The organism is Methylocaldum szegediense (assembly GCF_949769195.1).
In the GTDB taxonomy this organism is placed as follows: domain Bacteria; phylum Pseudomonadota; class Gammaproteobacteria; order Methylococcales; family Methylococcaceae; genus Methylocaldum; species Methylocaldum szegediense.
In genome coordinates this window covers 1,657,619-1,680,198 of record NZ_OX458333.1, presented here as the reverse complement: position 1 = coordinate 1,680,198, position 22,580 = coordinate 1,657,619, and the positions used below count along the sequence as shown (strand labels likewise).

The 22,580-nt window shown below is 57.9% G+C and carries 20 protein-coding genes; 10 read left to right on the top strand and 10 right to left on the bottom strand.

The features are described 5' to 3' along the window. Window positions 1-656: 656 nt before the first annotated feature. Together QEN43_RS07130 and QEN43_RS07125 are read left to right on the top strand one after the other, a co-directional pair. Window positions 657-1,307: an FAD-binding oxidoreductase gene (locus QEN43_RS07130; protein ID WP_026610161.1), complete on the top strand. Its 651-nt coding sequence runs from the start codon at window positions 657-659 to the stop codon at window positions 1,305-1,307. 129 nt (window positions 1,308-1,436) lie between these two features. Continuing rightward, window positions 1,437-1,853, top strand: coding sequence for a hypothetical protein (locus QEN43_RS07125; RefSeq protein WP_026610162.1), 417 nt, complete (start codon window positions 1,437-1,439; stop codon window positions 1,851-1,853). Between the two features lie 10 nt (window positions 1,854-1,863). Here the strand turns inward: QEN43_RS07125 and QEN43_RS07120 are convergent, their stop codons facing one another. The 4 genes from QEN43_RS07120 to QEN43_RS07105 all read right to left on the bottom strand — a co-directional run bounded on the left by QEN43_RS07120 (window position 1,864) and on the right by QEN43_RS07105 (window position 8,279). Then, a complete protein-coding gene (locus QEN43_RS07120; protein ID WP_317963874.1) occupies window positions 1,864-2,148 on the bottom strand; it encodes an SDR family NAD(P)-dependent oxidoreductase in 285 nt (94 codons plus the stop codon). Window positions 2,149-2,264: 116 nt separating this feature from the next. Then, window positions 2,265-5,420, bottom strand: coding sequence for an efflux RND transporter permease subunit (locus tag QEN43_RS07115; protein ID WP_317963873.1), 3,156 nt, complete (start codon window positions 5,418-5,420; stop codon window positions 2,265-2,267). Further along, entirely contained in the window at window positions 5,417-6,619 is a 1,203-nt protein-coding gene (locus tag QEN43_RS07110; protein WP_026610164.1) for an efflux RND transporter periplasmic adaptor subunit, read from the bottom strand. Before QEN43_RS07110 ends, QEN43_RS07115 begins: the two co-directional genes overlap by 4 nt. 76 nt (window positions 6,620-6,695) lie before the next feature. Beyond that, a complete protein-coding gene (locus QEN43_RS07105) occupies window positions 6,696-8,279 on the bottom strand; it encodes an efflux transporter outer membrane subunit (protein WP_051331597.1) in 1,584 nt (527 codons plus the stop codon). A gap of 963 nt (window positions 8,280-9,242) precedes the next feature. On the opposite strand from QEN43_RS07105, the gene QEN43_RS07100 reads away from it, so the two are divergent. The 3 genes from QEN43_RS07100 (at window position 9,243) to QEN43_RS07090 (ending at window position 10,542) form a co-directional block, all read left to right on the top strand. Further along, window positions 9,243-9,368: a hypothetical protein gene (locus QEN43_RS07100; RefSeq protein WP_268870470.1), complete on the top strand. Its 126-nt coding sequence runs from the start codon at window positions 9,243-9,245 to the stop codon at window positions 9,366-9,368. A 52-nt stretch (window positions 9,369-9,420) separates the two neighbouring features. Beyond that, the gene (locus tag QEN43_RS07095; protein ID WP_026610167.1) at window positions 9,421-9,690 is read left to right on the top strand and encodes a hypothetical protein; all 270 of its coding nucleotides are present in this window, start codon (window positions 9,421-9,423) and stop codon (window positions 9,688-9,690) included. Window positions 9,691-9,825: 135 nt separating this feature from the next. Then, a complete protein-coding gene (locus QEN43_RS07090; protein ID WP_317963872.1) occupies window positions 9,826-10,542 on the top strand; it encodes a hypothetical protein in 717 nt (238 codons plus the stop codon). A gap of 654 nt (window positions 10,543-11,196) precedes the next feature. Here the strand turns inward: QEN43_RS07090 and QEN43_RS07085 are convergent. Then, window positions 11,197-12,186, bottom strand: coding sequence for a hypothetical protein (locus QEN43_RS07085; protein WP_026610170.1), 990 nt, complete (start codon window positions 12,184-12,186; stop codon window positions 11,197-11,199). 644 nt (window positions 12,187-12,830) lie between these two features. Between QEN43_RS07085 and QEN43_RS07080 the strand changes: the two genes are divergently transcribed. Further along, window positions 12,831-12,962, top strand: coding sequence for a hypothetical protein (locus QEN43_RS07080; RefSeq protein ID WP_268870471.1), 132 nt, complete (start codon window positions 12,831-12,833; stop codon window positions 12,960-12,962). A 56-nt stretch (window positions 12,963-13,018) separates the two neighbouring features. Here the strand turns inward: QEN43_RS07080 and QEN43_RS07075 are convergent, their stop codons facing one another. The 5 genes from QEN43_RS07075 to QEN43_RS07055 form a co-directional block, all read right to left on the bottom strand. Continuing rightward, complete coding sequence (locus QEN43_RS07075) at window positions 13,019-14,029, bottom strand: class I SAM-dependent methyltransferase (RefSeq protein ID WP_084161867.1); 1,011 nt, start codon at window positions 14,027-14,029, stop codon at window positions 13,019-13,021. Window positions 14,030-14,849: 820 nt separating this feature from the next. Beyond that, window positions 14,850-15,149: a hypothetical protein gene (locus QEN43_RS07070; RefSeq protein ID WP_026610173.1), complete on the bottom strand. Its 300-nt coding sequence runs from the start codon at window positions 15,147-15,149 to the stop codon at window positions 14,850-14,852. A 24-nt stretch (window positions 15,150-15,173) separates the two neighbouring features. Continuing rightward, complete coding sequence (locus QEN43_RS07065) at window positions 15,174-16,181, bottom strand: IS481 family transposase (RefSeq protein ID WP_317963871.1); 1,008 nt, start codon at window positions 16,179-16,181, stop codon at window positions 15,174-15,176. A gap of 481 nt (window positions 16,182-16,662) precedes the next feature. After that, the gene (locus QEN43_RS07060; RefSeq protein WP_051331599.1) at window positions 16,663-17,331 is read right to left on the bottom strand and encodes an NUDIX domain-containing protein; all 669 of its coding nucleotides are present in this window, start codon (window positions 17,329-17,331) and stop codon (window positions 16,663-16,665) included. Further along, window positions 17,328-17,909: a nucleotidyl transferase family protein gene (locus tag QEN43_RS07055; RefSeq protein WP_026610174.1), complete on the bottom strand. Its 582-nt coding sequence runs from the start codon at window positions 17,907-17,909 to the stop codon at window positions 17,328-17,330. The genes QEN43_RS07060 and QEN43_RS07055 overlap by 4 nt, the downstream gene beginning before the upstream one ends. Window positions 17,910-17,969: 60 nt before the next feature. On the opposite strand from QEN43_RS07055, the gene QEN43_RS07050 reads away from it, so the two are divergent. From QEN43_RS07050 to QEN43_RS07035, 4 genes are read left to right on the top strand one after another with little or no spacing between them, the layout of a single operon-like run. Further along, window positions 17,970-18,662: a nicotinamidase gene (locus QEN43_RS07050; RefSeq protein WP_084161870.1), complete on the top strand. Its 693-nt coding sequence runs from the start codon at window positions 17,970-17,972 to the stop codon at window positions 18,660-18,662. Between the two features lie 10 nt (window positions 18,663-18,672). Next, a complete protein-coding gene (gene pncB / locus QEN43_RS07045; RefSeq protein WP_235726570.1) occupies window positions 18,673-19,986 on the top strand; it encodes a nicotinate phosphoribosyltransferase in 1,314 nt (437 codons plus the stop codon). Then, window positions 19,983-21,716, top strand: coding sequence for an NAD+ synthase (locus QEN43_RS07040; protein ID WP_051331600.1), 1,734 nt, complete (start codon window positions 19,983-19,985; stop codon window positions 21,714-21,716). Before pncB ends, QEN43_RS07040 begins: the two co-directional genes overlap by 4 nt. Beyond that, on the top strand, window positions 21,713-22,360 hold the full coding sequence (locus tag QEN43_RS07035) for an NUDIX domain-containing protein (protein WP_051331601.1): 648 nt from the start codon (window positions 21,713-21,715) through the stop codon (window positions 22,358-22,360). The genes QEN43_RS07040 and QEN43_RS07035 overlap by 4 nt, the downstream gene beginning before the upstream one ends. Window positions 22,361-22,580 lie beyond the last annotated feature (220 nt).

Here is a 22,580-nt window from a genome sequence, read left to right as displayed (position 1 = left end):
GCTAAGCGAATACAGGAATGTCGGTTGCCGAATGGTAAATTGGATACTAGCGAAAAATCGCGATACCAAGCATCGAGACTCCAAACTTCGGAACGAGTGCTCAGGAATGGGGCAGGACGCGCCAAAATAGTGCAAAGCGTCCAGACCAAGAGAGCGGCAGGGGTTGTCAAGGCAGATAGAGTATCAACGACCCATCTGGTTGAGCTTGAACTTCGGCGCTGTTGGCCTCTTGTGCCGGATCATGGACAGGTGAATGTCGAAACCTCTCGCGCAAACCGTTGCGCCGGGGATTCCATGACCATCTCCCGGAGTTGCAAGGAAACGGAAGTACCACTTTCATAGATGGACGCACCATTGAGTATTTTTATACTCTTTTCCCTAACAAAAGTACTGGCAAAAACCCGAAACCCGCGCGCTCGAGAATACTGATTTCACGATTGTCCGAAAAAGCAAGGTATTCCCGCTCCCATCGATTGCAGCAATCGGATTGCGCAAGGCATGAAACTCGAACGATCCCCGGTCAAACAGTTTGAAGTTCTGCATATCGATCCGCTCGATGTGCAGAATAGTTCCGTCTGCCGAGTTGGTAGAGTTGCCTGAATTCTGTTTAACAGCCGCACAGCTGGGCGGGCACGGGACGCAACACGGAGGTTTTGATGTCCCACTCAATCCCCAGCTTCCCCACCGAGGTCGTAGGTGCCCTTGCCGCCGACCTTCGCAAGCGCGTCCGCGGTGAGGTGCGTTTCGACCACGGTAGCCGGGCGCTGTATGCGACGGATGCGTCCAACTACCGGCAGGTGCCGATCGGTGTCGTGATTCCCCGCAGTCTCGATGATGTGATCGAGACCGTAGCCGCCTGCCGCCATCACGGCGCGCCCGTTACCTCCCGCGGCGTCGGCACCAGCCTGGCCGGGCAATGCTGCAATGCCGCCGTGATCATCGACATGTCCAAGTATCTCCGCGGTGTTCTATCCCTCGACCCCGCACGGCAGCGGGCTGTGGTGGAGCCGGGCTGTGTGTTGGACTTCCCGCGCGGCAAGGCCGAGGAACATCATCTGACCTTCGGTCCCGACCCGTCGACCCACGACCACAATACCCTCGGGGGGATGATCGGCAACAATTCCTGCGGCGTGCATTCGGTCATGGGGGGACGGACCGCCGACAACGTTCATACGCTGGATATCCTCACCTACGACGGGCTGCGCATGACCGTCGGTCCAACCTCCGAGGACGAACTGGAGGCGATTATTCGCGGCGGCGGCCGGCGCCGCGAAATCTATGCCGGCCTGAAGGCCATACGCGACTAGTACGCCGACCTGATTCGAGCACGCTTTTCCAAGATTCCCCGCCGCGTCTCCGGCTTTGCGCTGGAAGAGCTGCTGCCCGAAAACGGCTTCAACGTCGCCCGTGCTCTGGTCGGCAGCGAGGGCACCTGTGTGGTGGTCCTGCAAGCGGAACTGCGCCTGGTGCCGAGTCCGCCTTGCCGCTCTCTGCTGGTTCTGGGATACTCGGACATCTACCAGGCCGGCGACCATGTACGTGAAATTTTGGAGCACCGGCCCATCGGCCGGGAAGGCATGGATGACCTTTTGGTTAAGGCCATGCAGAGGATGCGTCTGCATCCCGAAGAGCTGGACCTGTTGCTGGAAGGCGCGGATGGCTGCTGGTGGAGTTCGGCGGAAACTCCGAAGGGGAGGCCTACGAACAGGCTAGACGTCTCATGGACGTCCTCCGGCGGGATGCTGCCGCCCCACCGACGAAACTGTTCGATAATCCCAAGGAAGAACGGCTTGTCTGGGAGGTTCGGGAATCCGGGCTCGGTGCTACCGCCCATGTGCCGGGTCATTAGGTGACATCGGTGACTCACTTGAATTCCGCGGGTGTCATGCTGCTCACCGGGGAGAACACCGTCACCATGGCGCAATTCACCCAGATGTCGATGGGCCCCAACTCCCGTTCGACCCGCTCGGTGGCCTGATCCACCTGATCGGGATCGGGTATGTCCGTAGGTACGACGAGCACGCGGCTCCCGGCCCGTTCGAGCTCTCGCCGTGCAGCCTCTAACCCATCGATGCCCCGGGCCAGCAGGGCCAGTCTTGCGCCTCGCCGGGCGAATTCTGCGGCGGTGGCAGCCCGATGCCGGCGCAAGTTCCGGGGACCACTCCGACTTCTGGTACGGCCATGATGATTCTCTCCTTAGATGGCAGTGCGAAGATCGCAATCGATATCCTTATGAAAGGCCTGCTCGAATAGACCTTTGACGATCACCTATCCGAGCCGTTTGACTGCGGACCTTTGTCCAACCGCCGGGTTGCATACCATTCACTCCACCGCTGCGTCAGTACGTAAAACACGGGTACGAACGGGATGGCCAACAAGGTCGAAGCGAGCATTCCGCCGAACACGACCGTGCCGATGGACTGCCGGCTGGCGGCTCCGGCGCCGGCGGCGAACAGGAGAGGTGCGACGCCAAGGATGAAGGCGAAGGAGGTCATGATGATGGGACGGAACCGGCGGCGGGTCGCTTCGACGGCGGCATCGACGATGGACATGCCCTCCGCTCGCAACTGGCGCGCGAATTCCACCACCAGAATGGCGTTCTTGCTGGCGAGCGCGATCATCAGAACCAGCCCGACCTGGGTGTACAGATTATTGTCGAAATCCCGGATCACCAGCCCGAGGAGCACGCCGACCAAAGCCATGGGGACCGCCAGGATGACCGCAGCCGGATTGGCCCAGCTTTCATAGAGCGCGGCGAGTACCAGGAAGACTAGACTGATCGACAGCGTGTAAATGAAATAAGCCTGATAGCCTACCTGCTTTTCCTGATAGGAGGTCGCCGTCCAGTCGTAGCCCATGCCCCGCGGCAGCGTCTTTTGCATGATCAGATCCATGAGCTCGAGGGCCTGGCCGGAACTGAAGCCCGGTGCGGTGGTCCCGATGATCTGGGCGGACGGATACAGGTTGTAGCGGGTGATCAATTCCGCCCCGAGCGTCCGACGCACTTCCAGCAAGGTGCCCAGGGGCACCATCTCGCCCTGCGCATTCCGCACATAAAGGTTTTTGATGTCTTCCGGCGTCAGGCGGTAGGGTGCATCCGCCTGTACGTAAACCTGAAAGACCTGGTTGAATTTGTTGAACAGATTCACGAACGTCGATCCGAGATAGGACTGCAGCGTCTGAAAGACATTGGGCAACGGGACATTCAGCGATTCCGCCTTGGTCCGGTCGATCTCGAGATAAAGCTGGGGGCTCCGGGCGCTGAACGTGCTGATGACGTTACGGAGGCCCGATTGGGCGTTGGCTGCGCGGGTGACTTCCATGACGGTTTTCTGCAGTTCCTCAAGCCCGAGATTCTGGCGATCCTCGACCATCATTTGGAAGCCGCCCGACTGACCCAAACCTCGGATAGGCGGAGGCACCACCACCAGGATTTGCGCTTCTTCGATAGAGGACGTCAGAGCGCTGCGGAGATCCCCGAGTATCTTGTCCTGGGTCAAATCGGAACCGCGTTGGTCCCAGTCATCGTAAACGATGAAGGTGGTAAAGGTATTCGGCAAATTGGCGCCGTCGATTAGGGAGAAGCCGCCGATGGTCACCCAGGCTTGGATGCCGTGGGTTTTGCGGATGATGTCGTCGACTTTCTTGACTACGCTGATGACCCGGGGCTGGGATGCCCCTTCCGGCAGCCGGGCGACCACGATGGCGTAGCCCTGGTCCTCGGTAGGTAGAAAACCCGTCGGATGATAGGCGTAGATCACCCCGGTGATGCCCACCACAAACAGGAACAGTAAGGCCATGAGCACCGGGCGGGACACCATCCGGGTGATCAGTCGAACGTAAATCCCTTCCACATACCCATAAGCCTCGTTAAACGCTCGATAGAACGCGTTGGGTTGCTTGCGCCGTTCCCGCGGACGCAGCCAGAGCGCGCACTGGGCAGGCTTGAGGGTGAGGGCGTTGATGGCGCTGATGATGGCGGTGGAGGCGATTACCAGGGCGAACTGCCGGAACAGCTGGCCGGTGATGCCCGGCAGAAACGCGGCCGGCAGGAACACCGCGGTGAGCACCAGGGTGATCCCGATCACAGGCCGGGTCATCTCTTGCATCGCCTTGATGGTCGCCTCTTTCGGCGGAAATCCTTCTTCGATGTAACGCGACGCGTTTTCCACGATGATGATGGCGTCATCGACCACGATGCCGATAGCCAGGATTAAGGCGAACAGGGTCATCAGGTTGATGCCGAACCCGAGCAGCGCCATCGCCGCGAAGGCCCCGATGATGGTCACCGGAACGGTGGTCGCCGGGACCAGCGTTGCCCGCCAGTCTTGCAGGAACACCATGATCACGATGAGCACCAGCACGCCGGCTTCGAACAAGGTGACGTAGACATCGTGTATGGCCTGCCGCACGAACTGCGTAGTGTCGTAGCGGATTTCGTATTTCAGGCCGGGCGGGAACTGTCGGCTCATGTCTGCGATAGCCGCGCGCACCCTGTCGGCAACATCCAGAGCATTGGCGCCGGGCAATGAAAAAATCGGGATGTTGGCCGATCGGTGCCCGCGCGTCGCGGAGAAGTTGGCGTAGCTCTGCTGGCTCAGTTCCACGCGGGCCACGTCGCGGATGCGCACGATCTGCCCTGTTTCGCCGCGGGCGCTCTTGACAATGATGTTTTCGAACTGCTCGACGTCGGACAATCGGCCGAGGGCGTTGACGGTAAACTGAAAGGCTTGCTCGGGCGGTACCGGAGGTGCTCCCAGTTGGCCCGCCACCACCTGCACGTTTTGCCCTTGGATGGCGTTCACCACGTCCAAGGTGGTCAAGCCGAAATAATGGAGTCGGTTGGGGTCTAGCCAGATCCGCATGCTGTAGGGACCCGCGCCGCGCACGGTTACCTGGCCGACACCCGGTATCCGGGCCAGCGGATACTGGAGATTGATGACGGCATAGTTGGACAGATAGGTGTCGTCGAACCGGTCGTCCTCGGAGTAAAGACCGATCACCAGCAGAATATCGGTAGAGACTTTGCGGACCGTGATGCCCTGGGGCTGGACCGAGGCCGGCAACTGCGCTTGGGCGCTGTTCACCAGGTTCTGTACCAGGGAGATCGATTTATCGAGATCAGTGCCCACCTCGAAGGTGATGGTCAGGGTATAGGAACCGTCGCTGGTGCTGGTGGACTGGATGTACAAGGAGTTTTCCACCCCATTGACCGCCTGTTCGATGGGAATCCCGACCGTGGCCGCCACTACCTCGGCGCTGGCTCCGGGGTAGCGGGTGGAAACTTGAATGGTCGGGGGAACGATGGCGGGATATTGCGCTACCGGCAGGTTATAGAAGCACACCAGCCCGATAATCACTGTGATGATGGCGATGACGTTGGCGAAGATGGGCCGCTCGATGAAATACTCGGACATCATGGCGAGCCCTTACCTGGCTGGGCCACAGCCGTTGCCTCCTCGGCTGGTTTCCGTAGCGGTGTCACCTTGGCGCCGGGGATAGCCCGCAATAATCCGCTAACGACGATCCATTCGTCTCCCTGCAATCCTTCCTCGATCACGCTGAGGTCGCCGACCTGGTCGCCGGTTTTGACGCCTCGGCGTTCGACCAGGTCTTGATTGTTCACTACTAGGATGTAGGTGCCCAATTGGTCGTAGCCCAGGGCCGTCTGCGGCACCAGTACGGCAATCCGCTCCGAATCGAGCTTCTGCACCCGCACCCGCGCGTAGAGCCCAGGCAGAATCTTGCCGTCCGGATTGGGAAAGATCCCGCGCAGTAACAGCGTGCCGGTAGTCGGCGTGACGGAAATGCCGGTGAAATCGAGATAGCCTTCATGGGGATAGCCTTCCTCGTTCGCGAGACCTAAGTACACCGGTATCTTCAGTTTTTCGGCCTCGGTCGGCGAGACGCCGGTTGCCTGGATACGTCGCAGCAGTTCCGTCTCGCTGATCGTGAAATACACGTAGATGGGATCGATCTGGTTGATTTCCGCCAACACCGTATTTTCCCCAGCTCCGACCAGGTTGCCGGGATCCTGGAGCCGCCGGCCGATGCGGCCGTCGAAAGGCGCGGTGACCCGCGTGTAGCTCAGGTCGAGCTTGGCCAGATCGCGATTGGCCTGTGCCGCCAGCAGCGAAGCCCTGGCGTTGTCCCTCTGGAAACGGCAGTTGTCCACATCGGTCTGCGCCGCGGCCCTTTGTTTCACCAGGTTGCTGAAACGGGCGAGCTCGGTCTCGGCGTGGTCGAGCTGGGCTTGGACTTGCAGCACTTGCGCTTCTGCCAGCCGCAGTCTGGCTTCGTACATGTCCGGTTCGATGAGGAACAGCAATTGTCCCTTTTTGACCAGATCGCCATCCTGGAAAAAGACCTTTTCCAGGTAACCCTGGACCCGGGCCGTGAGCTGCACCGTGTTGATGGCTTGGGTGGTGCCGGTAAGCTCGTGATAACCGGTGACCGGCCGATGGATTGGCTGGCTGACCGTCACTTCGGGCGGCGGAGGCGGGGCGTATGTGTTCCGGTCGCCGCATCCAAAGGTAAAAGTGAGAATCGTCAACAACATCGCCCCGGCCACGACCAGGCCAAGATCTCTAGGTTGGCGAATCGATTTTCGTTTTTTCATCGCCCTGGGATCGCCTCGAGGGTGGGAATGCCTTCGTACCTACAGCCGCGACAACTGTGGACTTCAGGGTTGACGCCTACCAATCCGGGGGCCGTACCAGCGGCTTCGGTTCCGGGGGCGGCAGGTAAAACGCCGGGGACAGCATTCTGCCCCAATCGGTCCGCTCCGCCATGACCCGCTTGACCGATTCGGGCACCACGTCTTGCCCCTCGCGGATCTCCCAGCCGCCGCCCAGCGCCCGATACACCCCGACCAGGCTGCGCGCGATGTCTCCCAAGGTGTTGGCGAGATTGTCCTGTTCGTTCAAGAGGGCCTGCTGCGCCGTCAGCACGGTGGTGAAATCGGTAATGCCCTGCCGGTATTGCAGCACTGCCAGGTCCAGCGAGCGCAGCGCGGCCTCGGTGCTCTCCGCCAAGAACCGGGCTCGGTCCCCGGACTTCAGAAATGCGATGAGATTGTCCTCCACTTCCCGCTGCGCGGTCAGGACCGCGTTCTGGTACTGGATCAGCAATTCCTGTAGGCGGGCGTCCTCCATCCGCACGCGATTGGTGATCTGCCCGTAGTTGAGGATATTCCAGCGCACCGTTGGCCCAATCGATCCGAACCGGCTCCGCCAATCGAACATGTCCGAAAGAGATGCCTTACCTACGTCGGCAGCCAAAAATCCGAACTGGCCGGTCAGGGAAAAGGCCGGATAAAGATCGGCCTTGGCCACGCCGATCTGGGCCGACTGGGCGGCGGCCTGGAGTTCAGCCAATCGGATATCGGGGCGCCGCCGTAACAGTTCGGCAGGAATGCCCACGGCGACCACGGGCGGTGCTACCGGAATACCCGACGGACCGCCCGCCAGCCATTCGGTCAAATCCGTAGGGGGCATTCCCAACAAGACACTCAAGGCATTGGTGCTCTGGCGCAAGGTGATGTCCAGAGCGGGAATCATGGCTTCGGTACTCGCCAATACGGTTCGGGCCTGCTCCACGTCCCGTTGCGAGGTCGTGCCGCCCCGGAACCTCGCTTCCGCGATGCGTAGGCTTTCCCGTTGCGTTTCCAGGTTGCGCCGGGCGATTTCCAGCCGCTTTTCGGCGGTGCGGATCAGGATATAGGCGAGCGCCACATCGGCGGTCAGGCTGACAAGCGTATTGTCGTAATCCGCCAAGCTGGCGAGTAGGGTGTAATCGGCGGATTCCACCGCCCGTCGGAACCGGCCCCAGAAATCCAGTTCCCAACTGGCGGTCAGGCCGATCTGCGATTGGGTGTAGTTGAATATTCGGGAGAAGGCCCCCTGTACAGCCCTTTCGCTGAGCCGATTGTATTGCAAGGCACCGAATGCCTGCTGCACTTGGGGATACAACTCGCCCACCACGATGCCGAGTTGGGCTCGGGCTTCCAAGACGCGTATTCCGGCCACGCGCAAGGGCAGATTCTGACGATAAGCGGCGTCGATCAGCCGGTCGAGGACGGGATCGTTAAAGACCTTCCACCAGTTCCTCTGCTCCATGGCGTTCGTCTTCAGCCTCGGGTCCTGCGCGTCCAGCCAGTTCGCCGCCGTGTCCACGGGAGGTTGGGCGTAATCCGGGCCGACCTTGATGCATCCGGTCGCAAACGCAGAAAGAATCAGCAGAACCGTCGGCAGCCTACCGAAGCCGAGATGCCAGCCCATGGTTGTTCCCTCAGTGACCGCAAGGCGGTATTCAAGCGGCGTAAGCCGTTCCGAAGAAATTCCCTTTGCATGGATGACTGGGGTTTCGTCTCAAAGTTCAGCCTTGGCTGGTGCTGTGCTGCCCCACGGTCCGGTGCTGATTCAGAGGTGCTTGTTCAGGAATGCGCTGCAGAGTTTTGAGCATAGAGCGTTTTTAAACTCGCTCTACGGCTTTGTGTCGGACGGGAAGAGTGTATAGGCGATCCCGTGACGATCGACTGATCGGGCGCTCCGGGACTATGCGCCGATGTTCTGGTTGGATCAAAAAAGGCACTCTAGTTGATTAGACCGGCCTAATATAGGCGGGCACGGCGACCCGCCGCATGAGCCTGGGGGCGTGTGTCAGGCTTGGCAGGGGTTCGGTATGACAGCACTCCGACCGAATCTGTCCACCTCCTTCCTATCCAACAATCGTGGAACCGCCCAGCCTCTGGACGAGGCCGCCCGTAGTCTGGTCGCGGCGCGGTTCGCCGGATTGAGCGAGCAAGGATTTCCCGTGCTGGCCGTCGCTTCTCGAGACGTCGGCAGAGGGCGATCGGCATGCTGTCGTGAGCGACGAGAGTCAGCTGGGCTTCGCCGGGTTTGCCGTCTTTTTCGATCCGCCTAAACCCGACGCGGGCTAAGCCCTGACGCGCCTGCTGCAGAGGGGCGTGGAGGAGAAAATCATCGGCGGCGACCACGAGTAAGTCACCCTGCATCTCCGTCACGAACTGGCATTCCCATATCGATAGCCGCCCGCATCCCTGATCTTCATGACTTCGCGGGCAGTGGTCGCCATCGCCTCCGGGCTACCTTTGACGCCGCTGGAACATAATTTCGGATTCGCGGAGAGCCGCCTTTGGATTTGTTCGAAATTTTGGCGCTGATCATGGCAGTGATATCCGAGATATGGCTCGTGTTCTCGAGATTGCGAAAAACACCGTCATGTCTACACTCAAAAAGCCTACCGAAGTGGTCACGCTGAATTGTTATGCCGGGTCTCAGGAAATCGCCGTAGACATCAGGCATCTCTCTGCGTCAGCGGTTCAGCGGCACGAACAGTGGAGCTGAGGGACACGCAAAAAACACGTTGGCTCTGGTACGCCGTCGACGCTGCCATTGGATGCATTTCGTCCTTTGTGTTTGGGGGCGCAAAACGGAGGTTTGCGAACAAGCGATCGCCAAGCTGTGCGTTTTCAATATTCGAACCTATTACACTGAAGCTTGGCCAAGTAATGCTGCGCTCATTCCGAAAAAACGAGCTCGTCCTTGTAAAGGAATAAAAATAAAACATCGAAAACAGACATCGAAAAAAGGAGCGCAAAATCAAACTCGCGAATTTATTCAAAAAATTATAAAGGAAACTGATTCCGAGATAAGCGGCGACGATTAGATTGAGAACGGATAGAGACCGAAAGAGGAAAAATTTTGCAAGCCGGAATGTCAAGCCAAAGGGAATTTTTATCAATTTCAATTTGTATCGGGACGCCCAACAGTATCGTGTGGGAATCGAAAAAGAGAGCGTAAGATGAAGAGAATTCTCTGTTTATTTACACCGATCTTGTTTTTTACAATTCCGGCTTTAGCACAGTTGGAAGGGAATTCGGATAACCTTTGCAACGGTGAGCTTTTCTCGATCGAGAATGACAATTACCGAATTGCTAAAGTCAAGGGTAAAAAGGGCGAAAAAGTCTTTTTTTACGCCGGTGAACGTGCTGATTGTCCGGAAAACGAAAACTGTCGAAAAAAAAGCTACGTTATTCCCGATGATGAAGTAATCGTATCACGTACCTTTGGAAACTGGGCTTGCAGCCTGTATCAGCCTAAGAAAGGCTACGAAACGGTCGGTTGGATTGCGGTTGATAAACTGGAGTTTCTCGAAACGAAAACCGATGTCTCGAAAAATGACTGGCTCGGCGATTGGACTTATTTCGTCGATCGGACTGGTGATGGCTACAGAAGCCGTATCAGAAACACGATCAGGATCGGCGCGGGAAAAACCGACGAATTTTTGAGTATCAAGGGTGATGCTAACTGGTACGGCCCTGACGACAACGCACACGAAGGTGAACTTGATTATGAAGTAAAACCGAATGGAAACATTATCAAAATAGATGATCCCGACGACGCTGGACACGGATGTAAAGTTACGATGCGGCTTGTCGGAAGATTTCTCATTGCGGAAGACAATCGCCAATGCGGCGGTTTATACGTATCTTTTTCTGGTGTTTACCAGAGAAAATAGTTAAATTGAGACATTGAAACAGTGCCGACTATATTTAACAGCCATTAAAATTCTTTGTCAGACTGTCGGCCTAGCCGAACTGTGAGAATCCTAACCGCCATTTTAAGTGTAAAACTACCCCTTATTCGAATATCCATCCCGGAGAGATTTTTTTCAGGCGGAATCCTGGATTTTTTATCACTTAAGACGGTGTAAAAACTCGGATGCCTTTTGGAAGGTGATTATGCGAGGGGATGACCGAGCTATCGCCTGGATTGTACCGAATTCAAAGGAAGCCACGGTGAAAAGCCTGGAGGACTATCTCGTGATAGTGGCAGAGATTGAGCAACTAACGGCGGAGGTTCGACCGGTCACCGGGGATGCCCGAGTTCCAAAGCCGTAAGGGAGTTGGGTCGTGTCAATTGGGTGCGATAAGAGCTGATCTCGACTTTTCCCGACACCGTCGCGTCTGCGCACCGACGGTTATAGAGCCACGAGTGTTTTTCAGCTTTCAACCGCGCCGAACGAGGCCGACATGTTAAAAAGTTCCAAACCCTTTACTGAATCGCTTTATCGATTCGCTCGCGGTTATACGGCTTGAATGGATAAAGTCGAGCGGAGATTGATCGCAGATAATCAGATAAAAATAAATGGGGTCAGAGACCCCATTTATTTTTATCGCCAGCTATCTGGCTTCGGGGCGTCGACCGGCAGTTTAGGCGGTGGAGGGCGGATGTGCGTGCTGGCGTCGGCAACGTCGCGCACCTTTTGTATCGCAGGCAGCGACAAGCATCGGGCGTACGGGGTATTCCTCGCGTAGAGCACCACGTCGTTGCCGTCACCGCCGACATAGGAAATGTAGAGGCCGACATTATCGTCCGTGCAACCCACCAATGCGCCTTCGGGCAGATAGCGGAAGTGGTCCACGAGCAGGCGATTGACGGTGATGATCTGGAAGCGGTCGCCGTCGACGGGCCGGAAACCGTAGTGCAGCGTCAAGAGGAGGCCGGGCGGCAGCTTCCGGATGGCCGGGGCAGGGCGGTCAGCGCCCGGCTCACTGTTCAGCACCACCAAATCCGCCGTCAGGGTGGCGTAGTGTCCCTCGCCGCTTCGAATCTCTACGCCTGCGTCGGACCGCCTCAGGCTCGCCGGCTCTCGTCCGCCCAGGCCAAGCGTCACGGTGGCACCGGTTTTGAGAATCAGATCGCGCCTGGATATTGACTTTGGATTGAGAATTAGATTGCTGGAACCCTTATCAGCACGCCGAGACATGGGCGTGGCCGCCGTCGAAATGACGAGGGTATCCCCTTCCGTAGCGTTGCTGCGGCCGATGTCCTGGCCATGGTCCTGCACCAACTCATCGCGGGTGATGAGATGGGAGCCCGGCAGGGTCTCCAGGCGCGCCCTGCCGCGTATGGTCAGGTCGCGGATCTGAACCGGCATTGGACCCAGGGAGGGGTCGATCACGACCTTGTCGTCGGCATCCAGCAATACATCGTCTTCAGGGCCGGGCACGCGGCCGGTGCTCCAGTTGGCCGGGTTGAACCAGTTTTCGTCGGCGCCGCCGACCCAGCCGATGGGGCCCGGGGTAGCACGGTCGGCTTGGGCATGGATCGGCAGGAAAAGAGACAAGGTCACGGCAAATATGATAGGGACGAGTTGCATAGAGCTTTAACCTATTCCTGCTTATTGTTTTTCGTCACGTCACTCATTTGCTTACGAGTGAGAGTCTTCTGTTGAACATCGAACTCCTTGCAAGAGCGTGTGAGAAAGAATAGACGGGACCACCGAAAAAACTACCCGCTCAGCAGGTGGTCTTAACGACATTCTCTTGTAGGCTCTATGCGCGGCGTTAACATCCCGCAGGAAGAGCTCTTCAGCGATCGAACTTTAGAAGAGCAGATTCTGAAAGACGAATCGCTTCAAAAGTTCAGGGTCGCAATCCACATTCCGCTGACCACGCCGGGTTCGGAATTTGATGCCTTCTATGCTTGGACCGGTCGGAATCGATTCTGCCAGAGCTCCTGCTGCGCGCCAGTCTCATCCAAGTCTTGCCCGCCATCCGCTCCGAGCGGCAGTTGGTCCAGCAGCTCGGCTTTTATGTAGCGGTAGACGGGAGAGAAACTTCCAGTGACAGGTGATGGACGCACCACGAAACCCAACGGGTCTTGGATGGTACCGATCGGATGATAAGGGCTGAACTCGACTATTTTCCGACACCATTGCTTCTGCGAGCCGGGGGTTACGGAGGCATGAATATTTTTCAGCTTCGCCGATGAGGCCGAACCCCGACATTAGAGTCTAATCCAATGAGCCTGCCTTTGCCCGCACTGGACGGCGCAACGCCGCGTGAAGCGATTACGACGCAGGAAAGCTTAGGGCCGATGAAGTTCCCGCTGCAGACCTATGAGTATGGCGAGCTTCAGCAAGCCAAGGACTAACAGCGCTCACCGGTCTCCTTGGGGTTTCTCTGGCGGGAATTGGGAATAACCCCGTTTTAAGGCTTTATTGCCCATGCTCCCACATGCGCTGGCAAGTTGGAAACGCTGCCTGTTCGCACGAATTCGTTACGAAAGCGTTCGGCAAAACTGTCGATGTCGACCTCGTCGGCAGAGGCGATGCCGTATTCCATGATTTTCGGGAGGAGGCTGCGCAGTGTATCCGCGAGTAAATCGTAACCAGCCCAATCGCTACCACCGCCTACCGGCGTGAAGAGTTGCATGGTTGGAGCAGGCAACCCGGCGGCTTGAAATGTCTTGTAGAGATTAAGCCCCATCCGAGTCCGGGCTCCGCTCTTCTCAAAAACGGCCCATACCCAGCGTATGGCCGCGTCGAGTATTGGTGAGGGCGGATCAGCGAGTACGGGAATACGGGCATCGAGCTCTTCGAAGACGACGATCCCGCCAGACTTCAAATGGTTGATTGCTTTTCGCACCCCTGCGACGGGATCGTCTTGGTACATGAGAACCAAGCGCCCGACCACCGCATCGAAGTCATCAGCCAGATCAATATCCCGGATGTCACCGGCCTGAAACCGAACGTTGTTTAGACCGGTCGCCTTAGCTCGGCGTCGTGCTATTTCCAACACATCGCTATTGATGTCCACGCCGACCACACAACCCTCGGGACCCACGAGTTCCGCAGCCAATAGAGAGACGTCGCCAGCCCCGCTTCCAATGTCCAAAACTTTCATCCCGTCACGAATTCCAGCCTGCTGGAAAATCCAACGGGTAAAGGAATTGTAGAATTGAGCCTGGTTTTGAAGTCGAGTCGTTTCTTGATCCGAGCGGCCTAATACGTAATTGCTTCCCGAATATCCGGCCATATGCCAACTTTGCTCCTGATTTTTCGTTGTTAAAAAGATAGTCTCACAAAATCCATCCGTGACAGGGAGTAACGGGCAACGATCTCTGTCATGAATCCCTTGGCTGAAGTGCCGAGGCTTGCTGTGCCTGCACTTAGCCGCGTAGGCGGGCGCATTCGACGGGTCCGGCACCTGAGGCGCCATGACTAACGCTCTGACCCTGAAACGGATGATCCGGGCCGCGTTTCCGCGCCGGTCTCAAGAACGGCCAAGTATTTCGTTTCGCTTTGCGAAGCGCGCCATCACCGGACGATCACCTTGCCCTGGATTCTCTATCTCGCTAGGCCGACCGCGCTTCACCGGGATGTGATCATTCTGCTGTTTGCCGGCGTGTTCGGCGTGGTGCCTGTAGTGAGCAGGCGACCTTTTACGAGAGCTTTGGCGAATTATCGCGCCTGCGGGATGGTCCCGACACCGACAACACACTGCGGCAAAGTGCACGATTTAGAGCTGAAGTTTCTCCCACTTCTCCTCGGTGTAATCGACGAAGCGCTTGAGAGCATCCATCCAGCTCGCTCCGAACAGGCGCGTAGGACTCCCTCCAGAATGCCACTGATGAAGGCTTCGGGAATCGGATCACCGGGCTGCGTGCCAATAAGCCCGCCAATCACAATGCAGAGCCGATCCCAGCGAGTGTCCACGGATCGATGATGTATTCGGCGATCAGATCGAACGGCGTGGCCGAGCCCATTGCGGTGATCGAGCTTAATAGTGATTGCAGTGCACATGGGTGTGTATCCCGGCGGCGCACAGATCTCCGAAACCGTAAGCGGCCTGTTACCGTCCCAATGACGGAGTGCGAGTGTATGTCCCAGATCGTGCATTGTGACGATCGGCGCGTGCTGTCGGACCATCGTCAGACCGAGGTCGGGTTGCCAGCAGAAGAGCCGGTATGTCAGGCCGCCTATGAAGATTTCTGGCGATAAAAACACAGTCGGCTCTTGGTGAGCCGACGGCGTGAACGTCAAAACTTAATGTTTGGAAATTCGATTTTACCTGGCTCCTTGAAAACTCGGCCCAGTTCACCGAGGGTGATCAGACCTAGTACGTTCAGGTTTTTCGCTTCTAGGGTCGCAGCCACCGTATTGTCCAGTCCAAGGACAGCGGGAAGAAGAAGTCCACCGATTAGTCCTTTGCCTTCTACCAATTGCATCTCGGCGGCGCTCATGGCGTCGGCCGGAATACCGTTCAAAGTGGCGAAAGCTTCCGCCCCAGCGCTGAAAGCCAAGGTTGATAGAACAACACCTGCAAATAAAGATTTCATGCGACTTTGCCTATGAATGGTTAGTTATTGGTATCGATTTCTCCAAACGAATCTCTCAAGACGAAACGGGGTGTCAAGTCCCGCACGATTGTAAACCCTCTTTCGAAAAAGATGAGGATGGGACAGTTGCCAGTTTTTGAGCGCCTGAATTGGGGTGAGATGGCCTAAGGCCTTTTGGGGAATGTGGTGATTGTACAGGTCGACATAGCGGTGCAGGGTGGTGTCCAGATCGGCGGTTGAATCGAAGTGATGGGTTTGCAACACCTCCTCGATGCGGCCATTGAAGCGTTCCACCAGGCCATTCGTTTGGGGCCGGCCCGGCGGAATCAGGCGATGTTCGATGCCTTGTTCAGTACAGAGGCGGTCAAACTCATGCGTCCCCGAGGGCTGCCGAGTTCGGGTCAGGAAACGGTCGGTAAACTCCGAGCCGTTGTCGGTCAGGCATTTCTGGATGCGGAAAGGCGCGGCCTGAATCACCGCTTTGAGGAAGTCCTTTGCGCTTAAGGCGGTGCGGTTGGGCTTGAGGGCGACATAGACCCAGCGGGTGGCGCGGTCGATGGCGACGAACAGGTATCGGCGGGGTTCGCCGTCGATGGCGGGCAAGTACTTAACATCCAGGTGAAGGAAGCCGGGCTCATAGGCCTTGAAGGGTTTGACCTTCGCCTTCTCTGTAGGCGGAAGCAGGGTCTTGAGGGACGCCACCCCGTGGCGGCGCAGGCAGCGGTCTAGCCCGGAACGGGACACGGCAGGATTGAGAAATTCCCGGGTCACGGCCAGGAGATCATCCAAGGAGAGGAGCAGAGCTTGGCGGAGGTAGACCACGATGGCTTCCTGGGCGGGCGTGAGCGTGGTTCTGAGGGTGTGGGGCCGGTGTGAGGCATCTTCGACCGAGGAGCGGTGTTTCCACTTGCGGACGGTCGTTCGGCTAATGCCATGCTTTTGGGCCAAGGCGCGCTCGCTCAACGTGGACGCTTGAATGGCCTGCCGAACGGCCGGGGTGGTACGGGCGTTCTTATGAAGACGAATCTGCATGGAGAGAAACCTCACTTGGACGAACCGAATATCTCCTGGAGAAGGCTCCGGGCTTCGAACCAAGCATCACGCCTTCTCGGTAAATAATCATACGGGATGTGACACTTATTCTCGCTAAAGCGCAGATAATAGGCTTGTCCGTATTAGCTGATTTTTTCGTAAGTCTTGGCTTACATGTAGCTGTGGAAGACCACTGAGGAGTAGGTTAACTTCCCCAAAATAGCCGAAGTGCTTTCATTCGCTACGAAGACGAGCCAGAGGATTACAACATTGGCAATAAACTGGCACGCCCTAGGCTGAAATTCGACTCGCGGCGGTTAACCAATGAGACCGGGCAAAATCGTATTCAGCTCGGTGGTTGATCCATAAATCGCGACGTTTCGCGCTAGTATCGAAGAGGTGAATGCGCACGCCGAGATCAAGGCGACCATGCTCGGAAAGACATTCCCGCCGGGAGGTAACAGCGTTCAGATGGTTACCATCACAAGGCGTCGAGAAAGGTGCCGAGTTGGGCAAGGTCAAGCTGGTACAACCGAGTCTGTTTTTTTCCCACCAACTTTGTTTTGCCGGCGTTTTTGAGCCATGGTCCGGTAGCCAATCGGCGCCTCAATGTGTAGTTGGGGCAGGGGGCACCGATAAGGTGGTGATATAGGCGCTCGAGTTCGGGTACCGTGAACAACGGCGGCAGCAGCAATGCCGGCAATAGCGAATATTCGGCCTTGGCGCGCAAGCGCCGGGTGGCTATCCGGAGCAGTTCCTCATGGTCGAAGGCGAGTGGAACACTGACCTTGTCTTGATCGATGGGATACCACGCCACGTCGGAAACGCGATCTCCAGCCTTGAGTCGGCACTCGCCTGGACGCACCAGCGCCATGAAGACCGTGGAGATGCTATAGCCACGGGGATCCCGATCGGGGCCGCTGACGGTGATCACTTGTTCGAGATAGACGTCACCGAGCCCGGTTTTTTCCTCGAGTCGGCGATGCGCGGCATGCTCCAGACTCGGATCGATTTCCGGCAGTAGCTCAGCGCCCGGCAAGGCCCACATGCCATTGAACGGTTCGGCCGCGCGCTGCACCAAGAGTACATGCAATTGTTCGTTGATGAGGCCGAAGACGACCATGTCGGCGGTCACAAGAACGGTACTCATTCGGTGATTCCACTATTTTTGTACAAGCCCGTGGTCAGCAGGTGATCGGTCAGTGCAACTCCGAGCGCGCTTTCCAAAGCCTGCCGATCCGGACAGGCTCGACCGAGCTCGGCACGAATCCAGGTGCTCCGCACGTGCACGCGCTCCTCTAGCGTGACTAACCCGAATTCTTCCGCCAGACGTTGATAGTCCTTGAACCGTCGCAGCACCTCGGGCGCGGCATTGTCGGGGCCAAGGGCAAGATGGAGTTCGGCCTGTGGGTGAAGCCTGCGCAGATGTTCGAGGACATCAATGGAATACACCCGCTCGTCCGGCGTGGAGCGAGCGATCTCGCCCTCAAGGCCAGAGACGCGGATACGCTGTTCGCCCGGAAAGCGCTCAGCAATGAGCATTTGCGCCATGGCGAGACGGCTTGCGAAGGGTTTCATAGTTTTCCCGAAAGCATGGCCGGCTGACAGCAAGAAGTAGACAAGGTCATAATCAAGCGCCAGCAGCTGGGCGAGACAGTCCATATGGCCCAGATGCGGCGGATCGGCGGCGGTGCCGTAGGCGGCGATACGTCGAGGTGGCGTCTTCATGATCTCAGTATGCGTGTAGCTCTTTTATAAATCAATTTGCAAAATGATTATACATGAACTATGATCCTTCCACGTAGCGGTAACGCCAACCCGGAGTCGGAGGTCTCCAACGTGGAATTCCCCAGAACAAATATCATCGCGTCTTTCGACGTCGATCCCCAAAAAGGCTTCACGCCGCTTTGTCCGGACGAACTGCCGGTGCCGGGCGGCCATGAAATCGTTGACGAACTCAATCGCCAAGCCGCGATGGCGGACCTGCGCATCGGGTCCAAGGACGCCCATCCGCCCACGGCCATTTGGGCCGCCGACGAAAACCACCCAATGCTGTCCCCGATCGAGGGTGCCAATGTCGATGTGCGCTGGAATCCGCACTGCATTGTCGGAACTCGTGGCTTCGAGCTTCTGGACGGGCTACCCTCACCGGTCGAGTACGACTTCTTCGTGTGGAAGGGCGTCGAACCCGACATGCATCCCTACGGCGCCTGCTACCACGATCTAGCCGAAACCCGCTCCACCGGCGTCATCGAGTTTCTCAAGCAAAAACGGGTGACCACGGTGTGGGTGGGCGGATTGGCGCTCGATTACTGCGTCAAGACGACAGCGTTACAGCTGCGTCGGGGCGGTTTCGATGTCGTCGTGAACCTCGCCGCTTGCCGAGCCGTGGACAAAGCCCGTTGTACCGCAACACTCGATGCGTTTGCTGAGGCAGGGATAGCCATCGTCAATTGCGCCTCAGAATTGTCTCGCGTTTGAGAAGAAAACTATGAAAAAAACCGCCTCGAATAACCCACCGTCATTGAAAGCGCGTGTCGACCAATATCTTCGCATGGTTCCCGAGAGCCCGGATGCGGAGATGCACGCTTCCGTCCACGAGTTCTATGCCGAGCACGGACGCCTGCCGGTGGTGACCTCGCTTCTGGAGGATGATCTCTACAAGATCACTATGCAGCAGGCGCTGCTCCATCATTGCCCCGGTGCGGAAGCGGAATATCGGTTCGTCTGTAGGACCCCAGACGTCGATCTGCGCCCCTTGATTCCGGACATCGAGCTGGAGCTCGAACACCTTTGCCGTTTGCGCTATACCGAGGCGGAACTCGACTATCTTAGGACCCTGCGCTACATCAAGCCGGATTTTGTCCACTTCCTGCGCCTTTACCAGCTGCACCGTCCTTTCGTCGAGGTGCGCGCGGGCGACGAGCAGCTCGAGATCCGCATACAGGGGCCGCAAGTCCACGTCATGCGTTTCGAGATTTTCCTGATGTCGATCGTCAACGAACTGTACTTCCTGGCCTTCGATACGCCCGAAACGCGTGCCGAAGGACTGCGTCGCCTGAACGAGAAGATCGACCTCATTCGGAAGGAGACCGGGACTCGAAGCGGTTTTCAACTGAGCGATTTCGGGACACGTCGACGCTTCAGTCGGCAATGGCAGCATATCGTCGTGCGGACGCTGAAAGAGCGGCTCCCGCGGGTCTTCGCCGGGACCAGCAACATCGCCTGCGCCAAGGCTTACGGTGTGACGCCGATCGGGACCATGGCCCACGAGTATCTGCAAACCTTCCAGGCACTCGGCTATCGTCTGGTCGACAGCCAGAAGGCGGCGTTCGAGTGCTGGAACAAGGAGTACGACGGGGATTTAGGCATCGCGCTCACCGACGTCATCAATCTCGAGGCCTTCAAGCGCGATTTCGGCTTGAAGTTCTGCAAGCTCTTCGATGGGGTCCGTCACGATTCCGGCGATCCCTATCGCTGGGCGGACGAAATCATCCGCCACTTCAAGCGCCACCGCGTCGATCCCAGCCAGAAAACGCTGGTGTTCAGTGACGGACTGACCGTTCCCAAGGCCATCGATCTGTTCCGTTACGTCGGCTGTCGTGCGCGCACGGGGTTCGGAATCGGTACCAACCTGACCAACGACCTCGGACCGAGCCCCCTCAATATCGTCATCAAGGTGGTGCGGGTGAACGGTCAGCCGGTTGCGAAGATCAGCGATTCTCCGGGCAAGACCGTCTGCGAGGATGCCGCTTATGTCGCTTATCTGAAGCAAGTCTTCGGTGTCGAGGAGCAGGCCGCATGACACGCTTGACGCTTTGCCTAGCGCAACTCAATTTCACGGTCGGGGGCCTGGCCGGCAACGCCGACAAGATGATAGAGGTGATCCAAAACGCCGGGAATCAGGCCGATCTCATCGTGTTCAGCGAACTCGGCCTGACCGGCTACTACCCCATGGACCTCCTGGACTTGCCGTATTTCGTCGACGCCCAAGAGGCTCATCTCGCGCGTATCGCGGCTGCAACCAAGGGAATGCGCGCGGCGGCGGTCGTCGGTTTCGTCGACCGCAATCCGCTGCGTACCGGTAAGGCCTTGCACAACAGCCTTGCGGTGTTCGAGGACGGACGGGAAGTCTTCAAGTATCACAAGCAGCTTCTGCCGACATATGCCGTGTTCGACGAAGATCGGCATTTCGAACCCGGTACCCGCGACGGCATTTACCCCTTCCGTGGCCTCAATCTCGCGTTCGCCATCTGCGAGGATCTGTGGAACGATCTCGGGGTCGAGGGGCGTGTGGAATACGCGGTCGATCCCGTGAAGGCACTGGCCGCGGCCGGTGCGCACGTCGTGGTCAGCATCAACGCGTCCCCGAGTCACGTCGGTAAAGTGCTCGAACGCGAGGCGGTGTTCCGTCGCTTCGCCGATTGGAAGCTGCCTCTGGTGTACGTCAACCAGGTCGGTGGAAACGATGAAATCCAGTACGACGGCAACAGCTTCGCTCAGAACGCCGAAGCTAGCGTCGTATGCCGCCTACCGGCGTTCGGTGAAGGGCTGGGGTATGTAGATGTCGTGCCGGTCGGTGATGGACGTTTCGATGTTCTTGGCCGTGATTCGACTGTGCCGCCTCCCGCGCCAACCTGCGGCTCCGGCTTCTTCAAGGCACAAATCATCCAAGGACTCCGCGACTACGCCCGGAAATGTGGATTCGGCAAAGTGGTTGTGGGCAGCTCCGGCGGAATCGATTCCGCGGTTACCCTGGCGCTCGCCGCCGAAGCGCTCGGCCCCCAAAACGTCGTCGCCATTACCATGCCTAGCCGGCACAGTTCCGAAGGCAGCGTGACGGATTCCGAAGCGCTCTGTGAGGCACTGGGAGTGCCGCTTCTCTACCGTGCGATCGAACCCGACTATGCGCTCGCCTGCGCTGAATTCGAGCGTGCTTTCGGAACGCCGCCCAGTGGGCTGACCCGCGAAAACATGCAGGCCCGAATTCGAGGCCGTATCTTGATGGAATACGCCAATCACTTCGGACATTTGTTGCTGACCACGGGCAACAAATCCGAAATGAGCGTCGGTTATGCCACGTTGTACGGCGATATGTCGGGCGGCCTCAATCTCATCGGCGATTTGTGGAAAACGGAAGTCTACGCCCTCGCGGAACACATCAACGCCGAGGCGGGCCGCGATATCATTCCGCGCGCCATCATCGAAAAGGCGCCCAGCGCGGAGCTCGCCGACGGGCAGCGCGACGAGGATAGCCTGCCGCCGTATCCCGTACTCGATGCGTTGCTCAAATTGATACTGGAGCCCGATTTACTGTCTGCCGACGAACGAGTCGAAGCCCTGGCTCTGGCCAATAAGGCCAGCCGGGACGTCCAACAAAAAGTCATACGCATGGTCAAGAACGCCGAATTCAAGCGCTGGCAGGCCCCGCCCATCATTCGCGTTCACCGAAGGGCTTTTGGATTCGGCCGGCGCATGCCCCTGGCGCAACGCTTTGTGCCCAACGTAGCGGATATCGTGAGGAATAACGGATGAAGACGAATGAATGTCCCGTAGGTGCGCGTGTGATTTCCGAGGAATGCCTGCACCAAGGCTTCCTCGGCCTCTCGCGGGTGACGATCGAGCAACCCCGCTTCGACGGCGGCCGCCAAACCGTAATCCGGGAGGTGGTCAAGCGGCGACCTGTCGTTGTCGTGCATACGTTCGACCCCGCAAAGCAGCTCGTACTGCTGGCGCGTCAGTTTCGGCCGGGGGCGTTTTTGGTGGGAGACCAGCGGCCCTTTCTGTGGGAGGCGCCGGCCGGGCTGATGGACGAAGGCGAGTTGCCCTTACAAGCCGCCGCTCGGGAACTCTTCGAGGAGACCGGGCTCCAGGCAAAATCGTTAGAGCTTGCCTTGACGGTTTACAGTTCGCCGGGAGCGTGCACGGAAATGATTCACCATCTGATCGCCATCGTGGACCTGGATGAGGGGCGTTGTTGGCGTGGCGGCGTGCCGGAGGAGCATGAGGACATCGAACTGGCGACAGTCACCCTCGACGATGCCGTTAGCATGCTTCGAAATGGCGAGATTCGTTCCGAACACACTGCGGTCGGGCTGCTTTATCTGATATCGAAGAGAGCGTCGGCATTAGGGGAGGGGATGTCGAGTGAAGGCTTCGGCAGTAACAGGCAGGATTGACGCCTTTATCAGGAGCGCCGCTGAGGCGAACGATGGAATTGGACAGGCGGAATAGCGCGTTTTCCAATTGCTGATTCGCTTAGAGCATGCCGCAGTACGCCTCCAAGACTGGAAGCACAACCTCACCCGGGACGCGACGCCGCGCGAGCACAAGGTGAAGGAACCGCGCTGGCGGCTAGCGGTCTGACCCGCAGGGCTATCGCATGACATCGGAAAAACC